Source organism: Ercella succinigenes (assembly GCF_900002895.1).
Genome location: NZ_CDHP01000023.1, coordinates 56,371 through 81,913, shown reverse-complemented (window position 1 = coordinate 81,913; position 25,543 = coordinate 56,371). Strand labels below are relative to the sequence as shown.

Annotated in this window: 20 protein-coding genes and 1 tRNA gene; 10 read left to right on the top strand and 11 right to left on the bottom strand. The window is 36.9% G+C overall.

Annotated features, from left to right (window positions below; genetic code table 11):
- The first annotated feature begins 49 nt into the window (after positions 1-49).
- The 3 genes from AC0KSB_RS06700 (at position 50) to deoC (ending at position 3,678) form a co-directional block, all read left to right on the top strand.
- Entirely contained in the window at positions 50-1,366 is a 1,317-nt protein-coding gene (locus AC0KSB_RS06700; protein WP_472307572.1) for a thymidine phosphorylase, read from the top strand.
- Between the two features lie 64 nt (positions 1,367-1,430).
- On the top strand, positions 1,431-2,603 hold the full coding sequence (locus AC0KSB_RS06695; RefSeq protein WP_472307570.1) for a phosphopentomutase: 1,173 nt from the start codon (positions 1,431-1,433) through the stop codon (positions 2,601-2,603).
- 70 nt (positions 2,604-2,673) lie between these two features.
- Positions 2,674-3,678: a deoxyribose-phosphate aldolase gene (gene deoC / locus AC0KSB_RS06690; protein WP_472307568.1), complete on the top strand. Its 1,005-nt coding sequence runs from the start codon at positions 2,674-2,676 to the stop codon at positions 3,676-3,678.
- A gap of 688 nt (positions 3,679-4,366) precedes the next feature.
- Here the strand turns inward: deoC and AC0KSB_RS06685 are convergent.
- Positions 4,367-5,677, bottom strand: coding sequence for a D-alanyl-D-alanine carboxypeptidase family protein (locus AC0KSB_RS06685; RefSeq protein WP_472307566.1), 1,311 nt, complete (start codon positions 5,675-5,677; stop codon positions 4,367-4,369).
- On the bottom strand, positions 5,670-6,359 hold the full coding sequence (locus tag AC0KSB_RS06680; RefSeq protein ID WP_472307564.1) for a flagellar brake protein: 690 nt from the start codon (positions 6,357-6,359) through the stop codon (positions 5,670-5,672). The genes AC0KSB_RS06685 and AC0KSB_RS06680 overlap by 8 nt, the downstream gene beginning before the upstream one ends.
- 223 nt (positions 6,360-6,582) lie before the next feature.
- Here AC0KSB_RS06680 and AC0KSB_RS06675 point away from each other — a divergent pair.
- The 6 genes from AC0KSB_RS06675 (at position 6,583) to AC0KSB_RS06650 (ending at position 12,053) form a co-directional block, all read left to right on the top strand.
- A tRNA-Gln gene (locus tag AC0KSB_RS06675) sits at positions 6,583-6,656 on the top strand.
- A gap of 546 nt (positions 6,657-7,202) precedes the next feature.
- Entirely contained in the window at positions 7,203-7,586 is a 384-nt protein-coding gene (locus tag AC0KSB_RS06670) for a GntR family transcriptional regulator (RefSeq protein WP_472307562.1), read from the top strand.
- Between the two features lie 5 nt (positions 7,587-7,591).
- Positions 7,592-8,767, top strand: a complete 1,176-nt coding sequence (locus AC0KSB_RS06665; protein WP_472307560.1) for a DUF1648 domain-containing protein — start codon at positions 7,592-7,594, stop codon at positions 8,765-8,767.
- Between the two features lie 229 nt (positions 8,768-8,996).
- A complete protein-coding gene (locus AC0KSB_RS06660; protein WP_472307558.1) occupies positions 8,997-9,914 on the top strand; it encodes a VOC family protein in 918 nt (305 codons plus the stop codon).
- Between the two features lie 140 nt (positions 9,915-10,054).
- Positions 10,055-11,188: a uroporphyrinogen decarboxylase family protein gene (locus tag AC0KSB_RS06655; protein ID WP_472307556.1), complete on the top strand. Its 1,134-nt coding sequence runs from the start codon at positions 10,055-10,057 to the stop codon at positions 11,186-11,188.
- A gap of 106 nt (positions 11,189-11,294) precedes the next feature.
- Positions 11,295-12,053: a DeoR/GlpR family DNA-binding transcription regulator gene (locus AC0KSB_RS06650; protein WP_472307554.1), complete on the top strand. Its 759-nt coding sequence runs from the start codon at positions 11,295-11,297 to the stop codon at positions 12,051-12,053.
- 3 nt (positions 12,054-12,056) lie between these two features.
- Here AC0KSB_RS06650 and AC0KSB_RS06645 read toward each other — a convergent pair whose 3' ends face one another.
- The 6 genes from AC0KSB_RS06645 to AC0KSB_RS06620 all read right to left on the bottom strand — a co-directional run bounded on the left by AC0KSB_RS06645 (position 12,057) and on the right by AC0KSB_RS06620 (position 18,924).
- On the bottom strand, positions 12,057-13,187 hold the full coding sequence (locus AC0KSB_RS06645; RefSeq protein ID WP_472307552.1) for an ROK family protein: 1,131 nt from the start codon (positions 13,185-13,187) through the stop codon (positions 12,057-12,059).
- 186 nt (positions 13,188-13,373) lie between these two features.
- Positions 13,374-14,408: a zinc-dependent alcohol dehydrogenase gene (locus tag AC0KSB_RS06640; RefSeq protein WP_472307600.1), complete on the bottom strand. Its 1,035-nt coding sequence runs from the start codon at positions 14,406-14,408 to the stop codon at positions 13,374-13,376.
- A 43-nt stretch (positions 14,409-14,451) separates the two neighbouring features.
- Positions 14,452-15,405 (bottom strand): ABC transporter permease, encoded by a 954-nt coding sequence (locus tag AC0KSB_RS06635; RefSeq protein ID WP_472307550.1) that lies wholly within the window; start codon positions 15,403-15,405, stop codon positions 14,452-14,454.
- Between the two features lie 2 nt (positions 15,406-15,407).
- Complete coding sequence (locus AC0KSB_RS06630) at positions 15,408-16,910, bottom strand: sugar ABC transporter ATP-binding protein (protein WP_472307548.1); 1,503 nt, start codon at positions 16,908-16,910, stop codon at positions 15,408-15,410.
- 123 nt (positions 16,911-17,033) lie between these two features.
- Positions 17,034-18,092, bottom strand: a complete 1,059-nt coding sequence (locus AC0KSB_RS06625) for a sugar ABC transporter substrate-binding protein (protein ID WP_472307546.1) — start codon at positions 18,090-18,092, stop codon at positions 17,034-17,036.
- 67 nt (positions 18,093-18,159) lie between these two features.
- The gene (locus AC0KSB_RS06620) at positions 18,160-18,924 is read right to left on the bottom strand and encodes an SDR family oxidoreductase (protein ID WP_472307544.1); all 765 of its coding nucleotides are present in this window, start codon (positions 18,922-18,924) and stop codon (positions 18,160-18,162) included.
- 430 nt (positions 18,925-19,354) lie between these two features.
- On the opposite strand from AC0KSB_RS06620, the gene AC0KSB_RS06615 reads away from it, so the two are divergent.
- Positions 19,355-20,479: an alkaline phosphatase family protein gene (locus tag AC0KSB_RS06615; protein WP_472307542.1), complete on the top strand. Its 1,125-nt coding sequence runs from the start codon at positions 19,355-19,357 to the stop codon at positions 20,477-20,479.
- 8 nt (positions 20,480-20,487) lie between these two features.
- On the opposite strand, the gene AC0KSB_RS06610 is transcribed toward AC0KSB_RS06615, so the two are convergent.
- From AC0KSB_RS06610 to arfA, 3 genes are read right to left on the bottom strand one after another with little or no spacing between them, the layout of a single operon-like run.
- Positions 20,488-22,140, bottom strand: coding sequence for a response regulator transcription factor (locus tag AC0KSB_RS06610; RefSeq protein ID WP_472307540.1), 1,653 nt, complete (start codon positions 22,138-22,140; stop codon positions 20,488-20,490).
- The gene (locus AC0KSB_RS06605; RefSeq protein ID WP_472307538.1) at positions 22,133-24,022 is read right to left on the bottom strand and encodes a cache domain-containing sensor histidine kinase; all 1,890 of its coding nucleotides are present in this window, start codon (positions 24,020-24,022) and stop codon (positions 22,133-22,135) included. The genes AC0KSB_RS06610 and AC0KSB_RS06605 overlap by 8 nt, the downstream gene beginning before the upstream one ends.
- Positions 24,010-25,509: an arabinosylfuranosidase ArfA gene (gene arfA / locus AC0KSB_RS06600; protein WP_472307536.1), complete on the bottom strand. Its 1,500-nt coding sequence runs from the start codon at positions 25,507-25,509 to the stop codon at positions 24,010-24,012. The genes AC0KSB_RS06605 and arfA overlap by 13 nt, the downstream gene beginning before the upstream one ends.
- Between the last annotated feature and the right edge of the window lie 34 nt (positions 25,510-25,543).

The following is a 25,543-nucleotide window of genomic DNA, read 5'->3' as shown; positions in this document are numbered from 1 at the left end:
TTTTAAAAACATGTTCAATATATTTTCCGATTATGATTGGAGGCTACTTATGTCAGGGTATACGATTGCGGATTTAATTGAAAAAAAACGTGATAATGGTGTTCTTACAAAAACTGAAATTGAGGCCTTTACTATTGGTTCATGCGACGGAACATGGAAAGATTATCAGATTGCCGCAATGCTTATGGCAATGTTTATTCGTGGCTTAAATGCAGAAGAAACAGCCCATCTTACACTTGCAATGGCAAAATCCGGTGATCAGTATGACCTTTCTGAATTTGGTGGTCATACCGTAGATAAACACAGTACAGGTGGTGTTGCTGATACAACAACACTGATAGCGGCTCCGCTTGCTTGTGCCTGTGGTGTAAATGTTTTCAAATTATCAGGCAAGGGTCTTGGTTTCACCGGTGGAACAATTGATAAATTAGAGTCAATACCAGGATTTAATGTTGGTTTAAGCAAAAATCAGGCTTATGCACAAGTGAGAAATATTGGGATAGCAATCATGGCTCAGACAGATACCCTTACACCTGCAGACAAAAAATTCTATGCCTTGCGCGATGTAACAGCAACAGTGGATAATATACCTCTTATTGCTGCAAGTATAATGAGCAAAAAAATTGCCGGAGGTGCGGATTCTATAGTTCTAGATGTTAAATGCGGCAGTGGTGCATTTATGAAGGACTTGGACAGAGCCAGAGAACTTGCAAATATGATGACTGATATAGGAGCATTGGTTAATCGTCGTACGGTAGCAATCATAAGCAGCATGGATCAACCTCTGGGACAATACATTGGTAACAGCCTTGAAGTTATTGAAGCAATAGAGGTTCTAAAAGGTAATATCAAAGGTGATTTGCTCGATGTTTCAATTGAGCTGGCAGCTCAAATGCTTATTCTAGGCGGCAAGGCAAAAAATATAAAAGATGCTCAGAACAAACTGATTAGAGCATTAGATTCTGGAGAAGCTCTTGACAAGTTGCGCCAATTAATCGAATCACAAAGCGGAAATTCTTCTGTAATTGAAAACTACAGTCTATTCCCTACAGCCAAATTCGAAATAGAATTCAAAGCCAGCAGCAATGGGTTCATTTCAGAAATGAATACGGCAGAAATCGGAAAAGCTTTTGTGGTTTCCGGAGGAGGCAGGCAAAACAAGGAAGATAGTATCGACTATGCAGCTGGTATCATTTTGCAAAAAAGATTGCATGAAAAAGTAGAGCAAGGTGATACTATTGCCAAAATCAGATCAAACGATAAATTAAAAGCAGAAAAATCTCTTGCCATTTTGTCTGAAGCAATAAGTATAGGTCAAACTGCAGGTAAGTCGGAGCCGGTTATTCTCGATAAAATAGGCATTTGATTTTAAGTAGAAATAAGGTTCCATTGAGTGCAAAAAAATTTAGCCAAGGCTGGAGGTAATCAAAATGAAAAGAGCCATTATTATTGTATTAGACAGTGTAGGCTGCGGAACCTGCCCTGATTCACATATATATGGAGACGAGGGGGCAAATACACTTAACCATATCGCCAGAGATTATTTTGATTTAAGATTGCCTAATCTTCAGAAATTAGGATTAGGCAATATTGAAGATCTCGATAATATAAATAGCGTTGAAGAAGCTTCAGGCGCCTTTGGCAGAATGATGGAAATTTCAGCAGGCAAAGATACCACCACCGGACACTGGGAGCTCGCAGGAATAGTTCTTGATAAACCTTTTCCCGTCTACCCTTCTGGATTTCCAGATCAACTAATAGATCAGCTTGAAAGAGAAATCGGTAGAAAAACAATTGGTAATATAGTAGCTTCAGGAACTGAAATCATTGATCTTCTAGGGGATGAACATGTTAGAAGAGGAACACCAATTGTTTATACATCAGCAGACAGTGTTTTCCAAATAGCAGCTCATGAAGAAGTCATTCCTCTTGATGAGCTATACTTTATCTGCCAGAAAGCCAGAGAGATATTAAAAGACGAACATGCTGTTGGCAGAGTTATAGCACGCCCCTTTACAGGTGAACCAGGCAATTTCAGACGCACAGCCAATCGTCACGATTACTCTCTTCAACCTATTGGAGAAACTCTACTTGATCGAGTTAAAGAAAACAAATTAGAAGTCAGATCAGTTGGTAAAATACATGATATTTTTGCAGGGCGAGGAACTACACTGAGCTTGCCTACCAAAAATAACAAGGATGGCATTAAAAAAACACTTGAACAATTAAAAGAAAATTTTGAAGGTTTGCTTTTTACTAATCTCGTTGATTTTGATATGTTGTTTGGACATCGAAATGATGTTGACGGTTATGCCAAGGCCTTAATGGAATTTGATACGTATATGCCTGAAATCATTAACAATCTCAAAGACGATGATATCCTTATTATTACAGCAGATCACGGCTGTGATCCAACAATGCCAGGCACAGACCATACTCGTGAATATGTTCCTCTCCTACTTTATGGCAAATCAATCAAAAAAAACATTTCCTTAGGAACTATAAAGGGTTTTGGTGCTGTTGCAGCTACTGTTTCAGAATATTTTTCCCTACCGCACAAAGATTTTGGTATAAGTCAATTAAGTTCTATTCTAAGATATTGACTTTTAAATGATAATAACGTTAAAAAAGTGTACAATATTGATATCAAGTCAAATTGTCGGAGGTGAAAACATGGCAACTATTCCTAATATTACAGCATCAGATATTGCTGGCATGCTGGATCATGCAATATTAAAGCCTGATGCAACTCTGGAACAGGTCAAACAAGCCTGTGAAACAGCCAAAATGTGGAAAACCGCAAGTGTTTGCGTGAGACCTTCTGATGTCAGCATTGCTGCCGAATTATTAGCCAAAAGCCAGGTAGCAGTCAGTACGGTTATTGGCTTTCCGCATGGAACAAGCAGCACTGCCGGTAAATTAGCAGAAATACGTCAGGCAGCTCAGGATGGATGCAAAGAAGTAGATATGGTATTGAATATTGCCAGACTTCTTTCTGGTGATCTGGCATATGTGCGTGCAGAAATAGGATCATGTACACAGCAGGCTCACCAGTCTGGAATGAAAATAAAAATCATTTTTGAAAATGCTTACCTTACTTCACGTCAGATAATTGAAGCTTGCCATATCTGTCAAGAGATGGGTGTAGATTTTGTAAAAACTTCCACTGGTTTTGCAGAAAGCGGTGCAAGATCTGAAGATGTTCTTCTTATGCGAAAACAATGTTTGCCATATGTAGGTATTAAAGCCTCCGGTGGTATAAGAGATCTGGATAAAACCTTAATCATGATAGCCAGCGGGGCAAACAGAATAGGAACCTCCTCAACAATAAAAATCGTTGAGGAAGCAAGAGCTTTGGAAAAAGAAGACAGATTGTCAGCATTGTGGGAAGACTGCTATAATAAGGTTACAGGAACAAAAACAGATACATCAGATCAAATCGGAGGTGACCCCGGAATGACACATGAAGTATATTATTGTCCCCTGCTAAGCAAAGATATTATTGATGAGCTCTGTGTGAATATCACTTATGCTGCTGAGGGAAGAATAAGCCGTGACCATGTCACTGAAGTTTCAAACTGGAGTAAAGCAGAAAGAATATGCGCAGATTGTGTAAACGCCTACTGGAATAAAAACAATATGCCGATACCGAAAATGCCATCTGCAAAACAGGATTAAAGTATTTAAGCAATATTACCTGAAAGACTGCCGCATTATTGCGACAGTCTTTTATTATGTGTGCCATACATGGCACTTCACTTGACGGTGAGAGTCCGTTATGGGGGTATGTAGCGACCAACCATTAGCTAAAGGCAAGGATGTCCATCGCGAGGTGGAATCTGAAGGAAGCATAGAACCCGATGGGTTCATTGAGGCAAAGTTCCGGGATCTAAAGCATAACTCATGATATTATCAATTAATCTTGGATTGCCCTGTGCATAGCAGTGAATAAAGTTAATGGCAACAGGTTAGCGGTACACTTTATATAATTTAATTCAAGTCTGTAAACGCATTATTTGCAGGCTTATATTAGTGCCAAGCAAGGATATCATAATAATCCTTTGAAGTGTCTTTATATCAGCACATTTGACGATTTAAAGCGATAACGTTGTCTGGCACCAAGTGGAAGGCAGCAGGCAAGCTGTTTTTTTCAAACGAGCCGGATATCTCAGTTTAATGGAAATTTATTCTAATTCGCGAACTGTAACCTTTGGAGCCGCCGTATACCGAACGGTACGTACGGTGATGTGGGAGGTCTCCCGGTCAAATAATGACCGTGATCCTACCCGATTCCTCAAAACTATATATGACAAAATAGAAATCCACCTGCATAGGTAAAGAATTCACTCATGCGTATAATAAGAAACTATTGCCTAAAACGTGGATTGTTTCTGACATGAGCACGATTCTTTCTAACTTTTCTGATATAAGATCTTTGTCTAATTACTATAAAAAACAATATCAGCGTAGAAAAGCCCAACAAAAAAGAAGTCAAAAGTAATTTACTATTACTTTCCCAAAAAGTTTTTTCCTCATTACTTTCAGAAGCTTCCTCGTCCTCTTCCCCGGAAGATGCCTCATCAACATGATCTGCCTCCTGCCCTTCACTATCATCATGTATTACTGTCTCTGTCTGTTCATCAATCAAGTCCTCTGCCATATCATTTTCTGATAAAGCAATCGCGGGAGAATCTATTGCTATTGCCGCTTCTTCAAGCAAGGTACGGCTATATATCCAGGTATTACCCTGGATTTCACTATAAGGTATACCCATAAGCACACACAAAAGTTCCCTGCCATCATGTGTTATAGCAGAGGAAACTAAGCAAAAACCAGCAGCGCTGGTTGTTCCAGTCTTTATTCCCGTTATTTCTTTTATATATTCTGAATAAAGATATGACTGGTCAAAATGCAAAAGCCTGTTTGTATTCAGTATGGTATTCCAGCCATTATAGACATGCTTATTACTTGCAGGTAAAGAATAGCTTGTAGTCGCCACAAGTTCTCTAAATTCAGGAAGCTGCATTGCAGCCCTGGTAATAACAGCAAGATCGGAAGCCGTAGTATAGTGATCTTCATCATGCAATCCATGGGAATTCATAAAACTAGTCTGAACAGTCCCAAGGCTAACGGCTTCAATAGTCATCCGTCTTGCAAATTCGGAAGCAGAACCAGCAATACCTTCAGCAATTACATTTGCAGCATCATTACCTGATGCAAGCATTAATCCGGCCAAAGCATCACGCATTTTAATTGTTTCATCCGCCTGAAGATATATCTTAGATGAATCCCAGCCAAGATCAACGGCTTCCTCTGAAGCAATCAATATCTGATCCGGATTATAATCAGGATCTTTTAATGCAACATAAGCAGTCATAATTTTTGTAGTACTTGCAGGATACAGCTTCTCATTCTCATTAAATTTCAGAATTTCATCTCCGCTTTCCATATCAACTACCAGCCATGCTTTAGCAGGTATATTTTCTATTGACGGCCATATACCGCTGCTATTGGCATCTTCAACAGAATTAGGCCACTTCGAATCTGCCTTTACAAAAATGCTGCTGCCAAGAAAAGCAAGCATCAAAACTAATATCAAAACGAAAGTTATTACTTTTATAAAAAGTATATATTTATTTGAATTCTTATTGCATAAACAGAAAATTTTTTCAGACACCTGGCACTTCCTTTTTCAAAAGTAATCTTTGTTGCTTAAATATAAATTTATATAACCTGTCATCATCACGCTGACTCATCTGAGTAGTGAAAAGACCAGTTTGATATTTCTCCATACCATTAATCTGTACCGGGACAACCCTTACAACTTTGGCAAGACCACGCAAGGGTCGTCCTTCATCAAGAACAAGATGAAATTCCAGGATTTCACTAACTCTCAAAGTTTCGTTAAGAACAACACCAAAACCGGATCCACTAACATTTTTGGTAAAAGCAGTCGTAAAAGGTTCTACATCCTCCCTACTCATTTCCTCATCATAATAACGATAGGCAAAAGGTAGGCAAACAGGAAGCCTATAATGAGTTCTTCTTTGTCTTGCAATCAACTCACCGGTAGCTAAAATACGGAACATTTGAATTTCATTTTGCATTTCCAGATTAATTATTTCTGCCTGAAAACCCATTAGTCCGCTTTTATCATCAACAAAAGACAAATGAATACTAGACTTGGGAGGCAACATAATAAGATTTGATCTGTGAATTGGTGCAGCTATTAATGTAGTATAATTTACAATCGGCTCCAAAAGCTGGGTTACATAGGGACCACCAGCCCATTCGCCTTCTTCATTAAGTAAGATAAGCTCCATTCGCAAGCCCTGAGTTAGTTCTGCCAAATCTTTCATATTCACACCCTGTTATATTTTGCTATAGCATTAAAAAAATAGTATGCCAGATTATTATACCTTAAGCAGTCTGATATTTGTACATTTCAGTATAATGAAATTAAATTTTTTTAGATATTGAACAAATATACTTGCATCTGAAGACACTTTATGTTAATATTTTGTCTGCTGAGAGAAAACATTGTCTCGGTAAATCTGTTTATAGCAGATAAAAACTTAATATTGCCGGATTGTGTAATGGTAGCACTACTGACTCTGACTCAGTCTGTCTGGGTTCAAATCCTAGTCCGGCAGCCAGTAAAACCACTGAAAACAAGGCGTTTTGGTGGTTTTTATTTTTTATGATAATATCATTCTTGGCTTTTTCATTCGAAAAAAGGGATTAAAAAGGAATGGTTTTCTAAATTTCGACCCGTTCTGCTTTATTTTTCGGGGTAATTTTCATCAAATTTTCAGGAGCATTTATTCTGCGAACAGCGGAACAACTAGAACAATGGAACTTTTTTGTTCCATTGTTCCATTACAAAATATACAATTGATACTACAATTTCCATGAGACTTGATTCCGTCCTTTCCGGGAGGTAATGGCTTTTTAGTGAAACCATTGTCCAAGAGGTGTTTCAAGTCTCTTTTTTAGGTTTAAGTTAACAGACAAAATGCGCCGGCATGGAGTTTTTTATGAAAAGACTTGACAAAATCTGTTGCACTTGTTATATATGATATATAACAAGTGATCGTTTTTTTCTCAGCACAGTAACACAGTCGCATAGTACACTGAAGCAAAGAGTCCCTGAAACAAGGAAATACTGACACTATGACAAACTGAAACAAGGAGGACAGACCATGTTAATTGAAGTCAATTTTGCCGGTGAAGTGCCGATCTATTCGCAAATACGAGATCAAATCGTTATTGGCATCGCATCTGGCTTACTTCGCGCCGGAGAAGAGTTGCCATCGGTACGCCGGCTCGCAGCGGATATTGGTGTGAATTTGCACACCGTCAACAAAGCATACGCGCTTTTGCGTGACGAAAGGTATGTGGAGATGGATCGGCGCTCCGGCGCGCGAATCGCTCCGAAAATGAAGAAGGACTCCGGCTATAAAGACGTTTTATTTCATAAACTATACCCTGTTATGGCGGAGGCGATTTGCCACGGTTTCACATCTGATGATATGTGCAAAATGGCGCAAGATATTTACAGTCGTCTTGAGAACAAAGGAGGGTGAACAAAATGAATGAACTCAACATAACATTTCTAATTATAAATATCATTATCATTATAACTGTCGGTTTGATGCTTATGCTGACGCCCTATTTTACCCGCAAATCACTCTTGTTTGGTGTGCGTATTCCTGATGAGCAAAAAACGGCGCCGGAAGTGTTGGCCATGAAGCGAAAATATTGCGTATTAATGGGCGTATTATCTTTGCTGATACTCATCGGAGCGATTGTTCAATACATTATAAAACCTGAGTTGACGGTGCTAAGTTCGCTATATGCGCCGCTGATTATCATTGCGTTTCAGTTTGCCGTATATATACCGCTATGGAAGAAAGCAAAAGTTTTGAAAAATGATAAACAGTGGTTTGTCGCGGATATCGGCAGCGCCGATACGAAACTGGCTCGATCCAGGCAGACGTTCTCCGAGTTACCGTGGGGATGGTATATCGGCAGTGCGGTTTTGGTCATCATTGCCACTGTCATCGGTATCATGTTATACGATCAATTACCCGATGTATTGGTCACACATTGGAATGCAGCGATGGAGCCGGATGGATGGTCAGAAAAAAGCATAATGACAGTGTTGTCATTGCCTTTGATCACATTAGGCACGGTAGCAGTTGTGCTTTTGTCCAACATGTTTGCTTGGCGGATGAAGCTTCAGGTGAATCAAGAGGATCCGGCGTTGTCCTATGCTCAGCATCGAATTTATCGACGATTGTTTAGTCACGTGCTCGGCATCGTTACGGTGATTATTGTGCTGATGATGCTGTTTATGTATGGGATGGTATTAGAAATATTCTTGCCTAACAGCACACAGTTATGGGGAGGCATGATTATAGCAACAATTTTCATGATTGCATTGCCGACCGTTTTTTATATAAAAGTGGGACAGGCCGGAAATAAGCTTAAACCCAAAATGATGAAGGAAGAGGCATTGGGATATGAAAAAACGTTTGTATCTCAGCCAAGAGCAAAGGCGTCGTTTCAAGACGATCGATTTTGGATCTTGGGTATGTTCTATTACAACAAAGAAGATCCGACACTCTTTGTAGAAGATCGATTTGGAACCAATGCAGGTTTTAATTATGCGCGGTCGATCGCATGGATATTTGTTGCAATGATTGCAGCATTAACGATAGCTACCTATGTTTTTACAACAATTATTTTTTTATCACAGTTCTAGGCGCTGCAAGGAAAGGAGTCTCATATGATTAGTTCAGGATTGGATGAGTTATAATTAATTAGACGGTAAATAATCGGTCGAATAAAAAGAAAAGAAATTACCGGGTTTTCTTACAAAATACTTATGTAACATAATACACATCTCAAAAAAGCAGCAGTGCTACAATTGTTTTATAAACTTAAATTTTGTAGATTGTTGTTTTCACATTAATTTTGAGGTGGTGATTTTTATGAATATGCAAAAAATAGTTCCTAATTTATGGTTTGACCAAAATGCTAAAGAAGCCGTTGAATTTTACACTAGCATTTTCCCTAATTCAAAAATCATTAGCAATGTTATATTAAATGATACTCCCCCGGGTGATACACAGGTAATTACGTTTTCTTTGAGTGGATTAACTTTTATGGCTTTTACAGGAAGACCAGATTTGGCATTTAATCCATCTGTGTCATTTATGATCAATTTTGATCCTTCCAGAAATAATTATGCTAGAGAAGAATTAGATCAGATTTGGGAGAAACTGGCTATGGGAGGGAATGTGCTCATGCCACTGCAAGAGTATTCATTCAGTAGGCGATACGGCTGGATTCAGGATAAATATGGTCTTTCCTGGCAGCTTATTTTGACAGATCCAGAAGGAGACGAGAGACCTTTCATTATTCCATCTTTATTGTTTGTTGATGATGTGTGCGGGAGAGCAGAAGAAGCTGGCAAATTTTATCTTTCTGTATTCAAGGAATCTCAAGAAGGACTGATCGCCCGTTATCCTTCAGGCATGGAACCTGATATTGAAGGCACGATCATGTTTTCTGAATTTATGTTGGAAAGTCAATGGTTTACAGCTGCTGACAGTGCTCAACAGTATGATGATTCAAAATTTAATGAAGCTATTTCCTTTTTAGTAAGATGCCAAAGTCAGGAAGAAATTGATTATTACTGGGAAAAACTTTCTGCTGATCCGCAGGCAGAACAATGTGGCTGGTTAAAAGATAAATACGGTCTTTCTTGGCAGATTGCTCCTGCATTATTGGAAGAGATGTTAGAGAATGGTACAAGAGAGCAGCTTAACCGTGTGACAAAATCATTTTTACAAATGAAAAAATTTGACCTTGAGCAATTAAAAAATGCATTTAATGATCAGGGTTGAAATCCGCTGACTGTAAAATAAACCAAAATCTATCTTGATTATTTTAGCTTTTGATAGTATTATGTTTTTGACTTCATTTGAAACTTTAACTTTCGTTTTAGTTTCGTTTTGAATTAATCATCTTTAGCTAGGAGAGAATTATGAAATCAAGAGAAAGAGTAATTAGGACACTGAATCATCAAGAAGCAGATAGAGTACCAATAGATATTGGTTCAAGTGCGAACAATTTCAGTAAAGACTTATTTGAAAAATTAAAGCAGCATTTTAATATCACTTCGGCTAATTTTGTGCCAAGACCTGATGAAACTGCTCCTTATTATAATGATGATCTGGTTGAAAAGCTGGGTAGTGATTTCAGACATCTTTTTATTAATCCTGCCAAAAACCATGATTATAGTCCTGATTCAAGTGGCATCACCAGAAATGACTGGGGCATCCCGAAAAAAGAAGTTAAGGGTATGCGGCAGCAATCAGGCTATCCTTTGGCAGATGCTGAAACAGCTGCTGATATTTTGAATTATAACTGGCCTGATCCAGATGATGAATCAAGATATGAAGGTATTGGTGAAAGAGCCCAAATGCTTTATGAAACAACTGACGCGGCTATTGCTGCCAGAGCTATAGCACACGGTATTTTTGAACTCTCATGGGAAACAAGAGGAATGGAAGACTTTCTGGTTGATCTGGCGCTTGAAGATGATCTTGCTTTTGTATTGCTGGATAAAATTACAGATCTGCAGATCAGAATGTACACTAATTATCTGAAAGAATGCGGTAAGTATGTAAATGTGGTTCAGACAGCTGACGATTATGGAACACAAAATGGCTTAATGATGTCTCGTGAGATGTGGTGTAATCATATAAAACCAAGAAGAAAAAAGCTTAATGATGTTATAAAGAAATACGCTCCTGAAGCTAAAATATTTCATCATACTTGTGGTGCAGTATCTGAGTTAATTGATGATTTTATTGAAATAGGCATTGATATTCTTAATCCTGTACAGCCGTATGCTACAGGTATGGATTCTTTTGCCCTTAAAGCAAAATATGGAGATAGAATCTGTTTTCATGGCGGAATAGACGAGCAAAGAGCTTTACCGGTTTCTCTGGAAGCCATTGATCTGGAATTAAGAACAAGAATCAAGGCACTGGCTCCAAATGGTGGATATATTATTGGGCCAACCAGTAATATACAAGATGATACACCTATTCAGAATGTCTTGTATTATCTTGAAAAAGCCAAGGAATACGGGCAATATCCTCTGAATATATAATACTCATTTAGATTATCCTGATTGTGGTAGAATATCTAAATATTGAGTATCTGTATTTAACTATAACTATTTGATGCTCTTAATCTTAAAACAGAAGGTATTGAATATGACAACTGTCGAGCGACAAAATAAAATACTGGAAATTCTTGAAACAACTTTAGAAATAAGTGTAAAAGATCTGAGCAGTAAATTAAGTGTGAGTGAAGTTACTATAAGGAAGGATTTATCCTTCCTTGAGCTTAACGGTGCTCTGGAAAGAAAGCATGGAAAAGCAAGACATAAAGAAAAAACTTCCCAGTATTATGATCTACAGGAAGAAATCAAAAAAAATTACAGTATAAAACAAAAAATTGCTCAGGTAGCTTTTGATATGGTTGAAGACAAAGATGTTGTTTTAATTGGTTCAGGTTCAACCTGTGCTCTGATAGCTGAGAAATTATGTAAAAAAAAGAATATTATTATAATTACAAATTCAATTTGTCTGTATTCCAGATTATCGAACATTGAAGCAAGAATTATTTTTCTTGGTGGTGAATACGCACCCGATAATGGATCTGTATTCGGAACATTTGCTCTTGATGCACTTAAAACCTTAAATATAGATAAATTTTTTCTTGGCACAACAGGCGCTGACCTTAAAACCGGTCTGACCTCTTTCAATTTATCTGATCATATTTTGCAACAGACAATGATTAATTCTGCCAAGGAAGTAATTCTGGTTGCCGACCACACAAAATTCGGGCATATTTCAGCAATAAAAATTGCCGAGTTCTCTGATATTGATACTGTTATATCTGATTTAGAATTATGCGATTCTATAAGCGATAATCTGAAAATTTCAGGTATAAATCTTATTAAGGTTTAGTTTTTATTTACCAATCAGAGCCGTATTAATGAAATCCTGAACAAAATACAACGCAGAACCCGTTGCAACTGATTCAATTTTATTCCGACAGGGAATCACAAAATTTTGGGATTTTTCACCAAAAGGGCTTCTTGAGTCTATTATCTCGTGAAGACGATCCATATACTCCTTCATATATGAACCAACATAACCACCTATAATAATCGTACAACCAAAAAGCATCCTTATATCATTTATCGCAAAAGCCAAATGATCAAGATATTCATCCCACACCTTTGCCAGATCTTCATCTCCACTTTCAAGTTTTTCAAAAAACAGATGTAGATCTCCACCTGTATAGCTTGATAGAACCTCGGCATTGCAGTATGGATCAAGGCAACCTTTCCTGCCACAATAACAGGATCTGCCTTCGGGAATAATATTCAGATGTCCTATTTCTCCACTAAATAAACCCTGCCCAAGGAAAACTTTGTCATCTATAAATATTGATCCACCTACACTGTTACAAAGACTTATATAAAAAGCATCTTTAACATCTGTAGACGTCCATATTTCGGAAAATCCAGAGGCATCTGAATCGTGAATAAGCTTAGTTGGAAAGGGTATATACTTTGCAAAATCTTGACGTCTCATTCCTTGATTATCAATTACTCTACCATCAACAACAAGTTCCTTCTGATGATCAATAAGGCCGGGGACGGCAATTCCAACGCCAAGAATCTTATCTCTATCTACATGGGCGCTGTTAATAATATTTTCAACTTCCTGTCCAAGCATTTTGAGATAATCGTCATTTCTATGATATGCTTTTCTTCTGTAAATATATTTGATTACATTGCCATCCAGATCAACTATTATACTTTTTATATGATTACGCGTAATATCCAGTCCAATCGCTACTTTGGCATCTGAAACATACTTATATGCCAAAGGATTACGACCTCCAGATTTATTGCTTACTTTTTTTTCACTACTGATCAACCCTTGTTCAATAAGCTGTTCCAGATTTTGTGTAACAGTAGGTAAACTAAGCCTTAGCTTATAAGCAATGTCCTGACGAGTTGCCGTTTTATTCTCACGCAAATAAAAGTAAATTAGCTTTCTATTATTATGCTTAATGTCAAATATATTCATTCAGATCCTCGTACACGTTTACAAAATTTGCAAAAAATAATATTTGTTTTCTCACTGCAAACAAAAATTTTTCAAACAAATAGTAATATCAAATAGTGCGCATATGTTCATTATGTTCAGTTATAGAAATTTTTTCTATACACTCCCTGCACAAATATTTTTGTAATGTGCAGGGAGTATGTCGAATTAATCATCTTGAGAATCTATATCAACTAGAATTTTCATTGTTGTCTCTTTATTATTCTCAATATAGTCGTAGGCCGCAAGATAATCTTTAAAAGCAAAATGCTTACTCATCAAAGGCTTGAGTGAAACTTTACCATCTCTCAAGAAATTAATTGATTCAACATAATCTTCATGCCTGTACATCATAGACGTATTCAGGTCTAATTCCGAATCATTTAATTTTGCCAGATCAACTTTGGCTGTTTCGGCAAAAACTGCAACCAGAATAATCATGCTGCCTTTTCTGGCATTCTGAATAGCCTGATCCATAGTAATATTATTGCCTGCACAATCATATATGATATCTGCCTTATCTTTGCCGAAGCTATCAACAAGAACCTTGCCAAATTCATTCTCTGCAGTGTTAAATGTATAATCCGCGCCACACTCAGCTGCAAGCTTCAAACGGTAATCAGAAATATCTGTAACCATAACCTTGTCCGCGCCATATGCCTTCAAAGTCTGGCATAACAGAATCCCTATCGGACCGGCACCCATAACTACAACTTTCTTACCTTTAACTTCACCTGCTCTTTTGCAAGCATGAACAGTAACAGCCAAAGGCTCTAACATAGCACCTTCGTCATAGGTTACATTATCAGGAAAAGGAGTTACTTTTGAAGCATCAACGGCAAAATATTCGCTTGCAGCACCTGTTGTCTGAAATCCCATAACTTTAAGATTTTCACACAAGTTATATTTACCATGCGTACAAGGGTAACATTCTCCACAATAAACCTGTGGCTCAATAGTAACTTTTTGTCCTTCTTTGAGTGCAGCTACTTTTTCTCCAACTTTTACAATCTGTCCGGAAACCTCATGCCCTTGGGTCAGTGGATATTTAACATAAGGATGCTGTCCGTGAAATACATGTATGTCACTACCACAGATGCCTATACGTTTCATTTTGACCAATACCTGTTCTTCCCCTATTTCCGGTACAGGAATTTCCTTAAACTCAATATTATGAGGAGATGTCATAATTTGCTGTATCATCTTTGTTTTCATTGCTAAATCTCCCTCTACTATAATTTTGGCATTAAGCTTTGGCTGTTATACTTCTATTTTGTATACTGTCAAATCCTACTGCCAGAATCAAAACAATACCCTTAACAACCATCTGCATGTATGTGCTGACATTCATCAAAACCATACCATTTGTAAGAATACCAATAATCAAAACACCGGCAATAACATTTGTTATTTTACCGTATCCACCACTTACTGAAACACCACCAAGAACAACACAGGTAATAACATCGAATTCAAAGCCCTTACCTGCTGTAGGCTGAGCAGAATTAGTTCTGGAAAGCATTACTATACCTGCAAGGCCTGAGAAGAAGCCAGCTAAAACATAAATCAGGAATTTGATTGACTTTACTCTTACACCTGAAAGTTTTGATGCTTCTTCATTACCCCCAACAGCATAAAAGTATCTGCCGAAATATGTTTTATTAAGAATAAAACCACCAATAGCAAAACAAACAGCCATTATAATAACCGGAACTGGAACAGGCCCTACATAACCCTGGCCTATAACTTTAAAACTTTCGTCAAATCCAAAAATAGGCGTACCACCTGAAAGCAGATAAGCTGCACCTTCAAATATAATTTGTGCTGCAAAAGTTGCTATAATTGCAGGCATTCCGATTCTGGCAACAAGAAAACCATTAAGAGAACCTATTAAAGCAGCAAGTGCCAGTGAACAAATAATTGCCATGGGTATGCTAAAGCCCATGTTTACCATCAGATAAGCACAAACAACATTAACTACAGTGATTACGGAACCAGCAGAAAGATCTATTCCCCCTATCAGAATAACAAAGGTCATACCTACTGCAGCAATACCGTACATAGAAACCTGACGTGCGATGGTAAATAAATTAGATGATGATAAAAATCTTGGATTAGCCAACGCAAAGAAAACCACTAAAATAATAAAAACCAGCCAAATAGCTTTGTCCTTGATCTGGTAGACAACATTACTTTTCATCCTTAACCTCCTATAACAGCAGATGCCATCTTCATAATTGTTTGCTGGTCAAATGAATCTTTATTCAATTCCCCAGTCATACGACCTTCAGCCAAAACAATAATCCTGTCAGACATGCCCATTAATTCTTCCATTTCCGAAGAGATTAAGAGAATTGTCTTACCAGCTTCAACCAATGAATTAATTAATTTGTAAATCTCGAATTTAGCACCAACGTCAATTCCCCTTGTTGGTTCATCAAAAATTATCAGTTCCGAATTAGCAGCAAGCCATTTTCCTAAAATTACTTTTTGCTGATTACCGCCACTGAGATTTTTAACTAATTGATTCAGTGAAGGTGTTTTGATCAGTAAATCTTTTTTGTATTTATTTGCAGTTTCCAGCTCAATTTTAGAATTGATCACGGAAGCTTTGGATATTCTATTATAAATAGGCATATTAATATTATTTTTTATAGAGACTTCCAACAGAGCACCATGTCTTTTTCTGTCTTCCGGTACAAGGGCTATACCATGATCTATCGCCTGCCTTGGGTCTTTAGGATTAATCTCTTTGCCATTAAATATTATTTTACCTGAAGTTTTATGTTTGGCGCCAAAAATCACCTCTGCCAGCTCTGTCCTGCCAGCACCAACCAGGCCGCCTAAACCAAGCACTTCGCCTTTTCTAATTTTCAAATTTATATCTGTATTACCATTTCCAGTCAGATTTTGAAGTTCAAGAACAACTTCATCTTCTTTTATACACGCTTTGCGTTCAGGATAAGATTCTGTAAGATCGCGTCCTACCATCAAATGTATTAATTCATCTACATGAGATTCTTTTGTTATCAAAGTCTTAATATATTCACCGTCTCTTAGTACTACTACTCTGTCAGACAATCTGAATATTTCTTCAAGTCTGTGAGAAATATATATTATAGAAACGCCTTTGGCCTTTAACAGTTCGCACACCTTGAACATACTCTCAACCTCTGAGCTTGTTAAGGGCGCTGACGGCTCATCCATAATAAGAACTTTTGCATCTTGTTTGATGGCCTTAGCAATTTCTACCATCTGCTGATAGCCTACAGTAAGATCTCCAACCAAAGTTTTTGGATTGATCTTGATATTCAATTGCTTAAAGGCTTTCTCAGCTTCTTTTTCCATTGCTTTTTTGTCTATCAAAAAACCTGCTTTTTTGATGGGATTACCTAAAAACAGATTTTCCGCTGCAGAAAGGCCTTTAACATTATTAAATTCCTGGTAGATAATAGCAATTCCGTTCTCGGCAGCAAGTTGTGGTGTCATACTGGTAAATTCCTTGCCGTTTATAACTATTTTACCGGATGTAGGTATAACAGCTCCCGAACATGTTTTGATCAGAGTTGATTTACCTGCTCCATTTTCTCCGATCAAAGCAAGAATTTCACCCTTCTTGACTTCAAGAGAAACATCCTTAAGCGCAACGACACCAGGATATTTCTTTTTTATATGCTGTAATTGCAAAACATATTCATCATTCATATACTAGCACCCTCGTTCCATGAAATGTGGAGCTGTTACCGCTAACAGCTCCACACCATTTACCTATTAAACAATTCTACGTCTTAATAATACCATTTTTATTGTATAGTATCACTACTGTAATTAATAGTCAGCCAGGTATTCTGCCGCATTATCAGCATTGATTGTCAGAAGTGGTCTGAAGAGGTTCTGATCATCAAAAGACTCACCTTTAAGCAATTTCTCATAAAGATCAACAACTGCTTCAGCTGTCTTTTTGTTTGAACCTTCAAATCCAACAGAAGCTCTGCTGGCTTCGCCGTTTACAATAGCTTCAAGCTGCTGCTGTGTTGCGTCAGCTGAGAAGATACCAACATCATCAGGAATTTCACCACCAAATTTGGTCATGAAAGCTTCGTTAGCACCGATATCTCCACCTGCACCGATTGAACAAACAACTTTAACATCAGGGTTAGCCTGTAAAATTGTTTCCATGTTTGACAAAGCACTCTGAGCATCGATAGCTGGCTGTTGTGCAACTACTTCATATTTTCCTGCTGCTTTGTCTTCAAGAGCTGATAAAATACCATTTTCTCTTTCAAGCAATATAGGAAGCTGTGGATAATTCATAACAGCTACTTGAGCCTTATTATCTTCTGAGTAATGCTCATTGATAAATTCTGCTGCTGCTGTTCCGATTGTATAACCTAGCTCTGTATTGTCAAGAACCCAGTTAAGATCTGTGTTTACCATGATATCATCCCATACCATGACTTTAATGCCGGCATCCTGAGCTGCTTTCAAATAATCTTCGATAGCATTAGGATCTGCAGGATGAACCATTATCAGATCAACTTCATTGGTAATGAAGTTTTCAATCTGCTGAATCTGTGTAGCTGAATTATCATTACATGACAGGATTGTGTACTCCCAGCCTTTTGCTTTTATAAGATTTTCAACTTCACCAAAAACGCCTGCCCAGTAACTGTTTTCCAGTGACTGAATCGTAATACCAACTTTGAAATCTGAATCTCCTGAGGGAGCATCAGTTTCATCTCCACCATTGTCATCGTCTCCTGCTGTAGTCTGAGCTGGAGCCGCTGTAGTTGTAGTGGTGTCTTGATCGCCGTTTCCTCCACAACCTGCCAGTAAAGCCACTGCCAAGATAGCTGCAAGGATCAATGATAAAATTCTTTTTTTCATTTTCTTTCCTTCCAATGTTTTTATATAAACAGCCTTTTGCTGTTTATTAACTTAAAATTGCACTGTTTTACACTACTGTAAAACAACCGTCTATTATCAGATCACTTCCTGATGTATATGAAGATGCATCAGACAAAAGATATATAACCGCACCTGCAAGTTCCTCAGGAGTTCCCATTCTCTTAAAAGGAATAGAAGCAATCCATTGTCTCTGATATTCAGGATCTGATTTTGCTGTTATAGCAGTACGAATATACCCGGGGCTAAGAGAGTTTACTCTTATTCCTTTGTCAACCCATTCAACAGCAAGTGTTTTTGACAAGTGCTTAACAGCAGCTTTGGAAGCATTATAAGAAGCTTGATGCTGCGGGATATTTACAATTGTTGCAGACATTGAAGCAACATTCACAATGTTTCCCTTTTTATTATTGTCTACCAGATATCTGCCGAATGTCTGAGCCACATAGTATACACCGTTAAGATTTACATCTATGACTTTTTGCCAATCGGATGGCTCACACTCTAATGCAGGTTTATGCAAGCATATTCCGGCATTATTAAACAGCAAATCCAAAGTTCCCATGTCTTTTGCAGCTTCATCCATACAAGACTGTACATTCTCGGGACTAGTTACATCGCAAATATAAGCTTTGGATCTCACACCGTATTCAGAAGCAATTCTCTCAGCGACTTCACTCGCATCCTGAAGGTCAAAAATAGCTATATCTGCACCAGCATCGGCAATGTACTCAGCGACAACTTCTCCAATACCCTGATAGCCGCCCGTTACAACACAAACTTTGCCCTTAAGCGAAAAAATGTCATGTTTCATTAATATTTTCCTCTTTTCTAAATTATGATCTTATACTACATAATTTGCAAAATTAGCAAACCAGAATAATAATCTATTTTCTAAAATTATTTATTAATTGTTTTTGTAAAACCCTTTGCTTATCTCTTTATCAAACTCTTTACATCAAATTACTACATTTTTTTCTTTGTGTCAACATTTTTTTGTACTTTTTTACAACCACCAGTCGCTCATCTTATGCATTTTCATTATATTTAGCTATTGCTTTTTATATACAAAGCTGTAAAAGGCTTGATATTACTATTTTTCTCTTTATGCAAAAGCAGTGAATTTTGGTATAATTAGCGTTATAAAAAAATTACTTTAATAAGCATTTTAAAAATCTATTTTTTCAGTGTTGATCAGATTTTGTTGATTTATGTCAAAGTCATTTGTTTATCGGAGGTTTGTTATGGCCATTGTTTTGCCTGATTACAATAACAGCATCCTGAATCTGACAATATCAATAATGAAAAAGTATGGTTTGAAATCGCAACATCAGGGACTAGATGTACTTGATAAATTGCTGTCAAATGATTATAAGAATATCGTCGTGTTAACACTTGATGGACTGGGTAGTGATTTATTAAAACAATTACTTCCAAAAGAGAGCTTTTTAAGAACATTTCATCTTACAGATATTTCTTCTGTTTATCCATGTACCACAACCGCTGCGACGACAACCATGAAAACAGGCTTGACACCAAGCGAGCATGGCTGGTTGGGTTGGAATGCCTGGTTTAAGGAATATGGCTGTATAGATGATCTTTTTCTTGATAGAAACAGTCTATCAGGTGATTTAATTACACCTTCTCCTGCCGGAAAACTTCTTGCTTATGAGGATATTATTTCTTTGATACAGAAACAGTCGACTTTGTCTGTAAACTGCCAAAGTGTAATGCCGCCGTTTGAAAAAAATGGTGTTAACAGTTTTGCATTAATGGCAGAAAAAATTAATTATTACTGTAAGCAGCCGGGTTCTCAGTTGATAATAGCATACTGGTATGAACCGGACACGCTTATGCATAAATACGGACCGTTAAGCAGTAAAGTTAAAAATGAGATGCATAATATTGATCTTCTAATTCAGCAGCACTTGTCTAAATTGGAAGATACATTACTGATAATAACAGCAGATCATGGCCAAATCGAAATCAAGCAGGAAGTATTCCTTGATGATATTCCTGAGTTGATGCATTGCCTTATACTGCCACCGACAATAGAATCAAGAGCAGCTTCTTTTTTTGTGAAAGAAGATCAGAAAGAAAATTTCTGCAATGTATTTGAAGAGATTTTCCAAAATAATTATCTGCTTTTAACTCGGCAGAAGTTTTTTGATCTGCAACTTTTAGGCCCTGGCCAAAAACATTATAAAGTAGATGATTTTATTGGTGATTTTATGGCATGCGGCACAGGCAATATGTTATTAAGATTTAATGGCATGCATGAGCGTGAAAGATATTATTTCAAAGGTCATCACGCAGGTCTTTGCCACGAGGAAATGATTGTTCCTCTGATCATTGCGGATTACAGATAATTATTTTTCTAAGGAGTATTTTTCTTTTTGCTCATAACTTCATATTCATTAGGGGTCATTCCGGTAATCTGTTTAAAAACCTTGAAAAAATAAGTATAATTCTGAAAACCACAGGCTACTGCTACATCCTTTATCCTGTTTCCGCCTGCTTCAATTTTCTGACAGGCACTTTGTATGCGGCAGGCAGTAACGTGTTCAGCAAAACCTTTACCTGTTTCTTCTTTGAAAGATCTACTCAGATATGAGTTGCTTACACCTGCAAACTCGGCAGCATCACCAAGAGATATCTGCTCACTAAAATTCAGCTGCACAAACTGTAAAGCTTTTGTAATTACAGGACTATATCTTTCATGCAGGCAATATAAGCGGATAAAAGATATTGTTTCCTGATATTTTTCTTGAATCCATTTGCATAAATCGTCAGATGTATCGAATTTGTTTATTCTCTCATATGCGTCTAAAGGATCATACTTGTTTGATTCTTTGACTATACCAAGATCTCTTGCGATTCTGCTTAAAAGATGGATTAATTCAATACAAATAATTTTAAAAGACTTATCTCCAACTCTTTTGTCCATCAAAGTTTCAAAATAACCACCTAAAATTTGTTTTGTACTCAATTCGTCTGCAGATGTTACTGCAACGGACAATTTTTTCTCTATTTCAATATCCATAGTTATATTATTATCATTGTTCTGCCATTTATCAGTATTACAATCCCCAGAAAATCTAATACTGCCAATTCCATCATAAAAATGATTGTTCATTAATGAAAGAGCCTGATGATAACTAGAACTGATTTCCGAAACATTATAGTAAGGTGTACCTGCAAAAAAGCTCAAAGAGAGGTTAAGATATCTTTTTACACTGGCTTGAATTCTATTTATTATAGTATGTTGATATTCCATTGCAGCAAGCATGCTACGACGGTTAAAAAGATCCAGAAAAATCACAAATGTTTTTTCTTCAAGATGAAAAACTGAAGATCGGTTATATTCCTTGAGAATTTCCGCAGCTATATTTACAGTTGAGTTAATCAATACCTGCAATGAATCCTGATTATCTTTTTGTCTTATTTTCCATAATTGATCTATGCTAAAAAGAATAATCAATCCATTGGATAAAACAATAGTCATTCCAAGATACTTCATCTGCTCGGTCAGATCGTCATTTTTTTCAACCTGACCAGAAAAAAGTTTCTGAACCATTTTTCTTTGCAAAATTGTACGATTTTCTTCCAACTGATCTTCTATAATTGCATTTCTTGCTACTACTTTATTTTCTTTTTCTATTTGCATGACAGCAGCTTCCAAGGCTGCAGAAAGGGTGTTTTTATCAAGCTGATATTTAAGAAGATAATCAACTGCACCAAATTTCATGGTCTTTCTCAAATAATCATAATCATCATACCCGCTAAGACCTATAGCTTTTATACGAGGATAACGGCGAGATAAGGTCTCAATAAAATCAGAACCATTCATAACAGGCATGTTCATATCAACAAGAATAATATCTATCTGCTTTTCTTCTAAAATCTCAAGAGCAGCCTCACCATTTGAGGCTTCGGCAGTTATTTCAAAACCCATACTCTTCCAGTCAATTATCTCTTTGGTTCTTGTTCTGAAAGGTATTTCATCATCTACAAGCATAACTTTAATCATTTTTTTCAGCCTCTTCCTGAGACATTTCAATTTTGGGCATATAAATCTCACATGTAGTATAAAGCTCAGGTATACTTTTTATCTTGAGCCCATAATTTTCTCCAAAATTTAAAACTATCCGTTCACGAACATTGCTAATTCCTATTCCATTAAAGGCGCTTATAATATTGCCTTTATGAATCTGATCTAATTTCGCTTCATCTATTCCTACACCATTATCTGTTACTTGCAATCTGATGATATCATTATCTATCATTCCTCTGATTACAATTGTACCTTGCCCTTCCATCATCGCAATGCCATGAACAATAGCATTCTCTACAATAGGTTGCAGCAATAGCCTTGGAATATAATATCCAAGAATTTTATCTTCTATATCATACTGCACTTTGAATTTATCATAGTGCCTGTATTCCTGAATGCGCAGGAAACACTTTATATTATTAAGCTCTTCTTCTATTTTTATCATATCATTTTTATTGCCTATGGTTGTATTGATAAGCTGTATAAGTGAGCTTATTAAATCTTCAACATTACTATTACCCTGAATAGACGCCATCCATCTGGCTGTATCAAGAGTGTTTGAGAGGAAATGAGGATTAATTTGAGCCTGAAGAGCTTTAAGCTCAGCAACTCTTTTTTGTTTTTCCTTATCTTTTACATTTATTACTAATTGATTTATCTGGTCGATCATTTCATTAAAATTATTTGAAACTTCTTCTACCTCTTTTAGTGCATTTAATTTAACCTCAATAGAAAGATTGCCTTTCCTGGCTTCATGCATACCAAAAATTACCTTTTTCAGAGGATTAGCAATCAAGTATGCCAAAAAATAAGATAAAAGAATCATAATTACTATTATTACTATCATAATAAAAAATATTCTCATTGTAGTGCTGTTTAGTTCGGAATTAATGTATTCTAACGGAATCAAGCCTACGAAGTACAGATCAAAACCCGGCAATTGGTGAGAATGGAGCATAAACTGTGTTTTGCCATCATTATATGTAATTATTTCTTCATCATTTTGTTCATACAATACTTTCTCGACAAGAGCAGAATCTGCTCTGGAAGCAACTTTCTGATAATCGTCTATCGAAGTAAATATGTCTCCTTTGCTATTTATAATAAAGCAATGAGATCCAGTGCCTAAATCTACATTTCTATAAATCTGATTTATATATTGCTCACTTATTCGAATCATTAATACGCCAACCTCTTCGCCCTTATACAAAGTTTTGATCGTGCGGGAAAGCATGATGGCTCTTGTATTGCCGGTTGGTTCTCTTTGATAATACCATCTGTTATGCTGATGGTCAGATTCAGCAACCGGCATTATAAAAGTAGCACCTTCTTTTTTAAAGGTTTCCTGATATAAATTATTTTGGGTTTCGGGTGTTAGCATAAAAGGCACGCCATAATTGCCATATATTATCGTCTGCTCTTGATCGGGGTGAATAATTGCAACTACAAAATCTTCACTGCTTCTGGCAACTTTTATACCGGAATTTTGTCTTATGCTTGTGAGAATGCGACTTTTTTCCCAACCATTACGATCAAAATCTGCAGTCATATACTCCTGCACCCTGTCTGAATATGCGGTTTCTATACTATAGATTTCTATATCTGACATTTTTACACCGATGCTTTCGGCTGAAAGCTCAGTAATTTGATCAGAATAGCTAGAAATTCTGTTTTTCATAGTTGTTGCAGACTGCCGGTAAAAACTAAGGCCTACTACCATAGTAGGAACTATTGAAACAACAAGAAAAAGCAAGGTCAGAAGCGAACGTATGCTTATTCGTTTCTGACCCTGTCCTACAAAATTCACCGGAATTTTTGCAAGCTTATTTCTGATTTTTCCAAATACTATTTTTGACATTTAAAACTCAATACATTCCATGACATAGCAGGCACATTGATATTAAATGACTGCTTTTCATCAGGCTGTGTAACCGAGACATCTTTCGGAACAACCTCGTTCGGATTATCAAAAGTATTTTTAGCATATATATCATCATGTTGCAATACGGTTCTTTTTGTCATTTCCAGTTCACCGAATGATCTTAAATCGATTGTTATTTCCTGACTACTATTTTGATCACAATTTACTATAAATAATTGAATCTCCTGATTTTCTTCATCATATGAAGCAGCAGTCTGAAGAGTTTTTGATGTACCGTATTTCTCTGACTCAAAAACATCGCAAGCAGTCAAAAGATGCAGTGCCTTGCCTTTTGCCAGATTAGAGACATCCCTGAACGGATAAAAGGTAGTCTGTCTGATGGCTGAACCTCCCGGCTGTGTCATAATAGGTGCTATTACATTAACAAGCTGAGCCAGACATGCCATTTTCACCCTGTCGGAATGGTTTACCAAAGTGCACATCATAGAAGCAAAAACCAATGCATCCAGCATCGAATATTGATCTTCAATCAGGGCAGGTGCTTTTTCCCATTCATGATCTGTCTGGGCTTTCTGATACCAGACATTCCATTCGTCAAAAGATAGCATTATCTGCTTCTTGCTGCGATTTTTGGCCTTAACATAATCACAGATTGAGGCAATAGTTTTTATGAAATCAGACATATCTGTTGCAGATGCAAGAAAGTCATTCAGATTACCTTCATTTTCATAATATCTATGCAAGGACAAGTAATCCACTTCATTAAAAACATGTTCTAAAACAATCCTATCCCATTCAGGATATGTTTTTTGCAAAGTGGAGGAACTTCCACAAGCTACAAGCTCAATAGAAGAATCTACCCATTTCAAAATTTTGGCTGTTTGCCGGGCTTTTTGACCATATGCATTTGCATCCATCTGACAAGTCTGCCAATCCCCATCCATTTCATTGCCAAGGCACCATACTTTAATGTCATGAGGTTTATCATAGCCATGCTTTATTCTCAAATCACTCCAGGATGTACCGCCGGGATAGTTACAGTACTCAATCATATATCCTGCTTCCTGTTCAGTACCTGTTCCCAGATTTACAGCCGCCATAACCTGACTATCTGCCTTTTTGCACCAGTCGGCAAATTCATTTATTCCAAATTGATTAGGTTCTATCGATTTCCAGGCATAATCAAGCCTCACCGGTCTCTGATCTTTCGGACCTATACCATCTGTCCAATTGTACCCAGAAACAAAGTTGCCTCCCGGATATCTTATAATCGGCACATTTAATTCTTTTACAAGATCTAATACATCTTTCCTAAAACCCTGCTCGTCTGCCAGTGGATGATCAGGTTCATAAATACCACTGTAAACTGCTCTTCCTAAATGCTCTATAAATGAGCCGAATAATCTCGGATCTATATCAGCAATCTGATAATCCTTGTCAACTATAATTTTTGCTTTTTTCATTTGATCACCTTTTACCTTTTTTATTTACATTAAT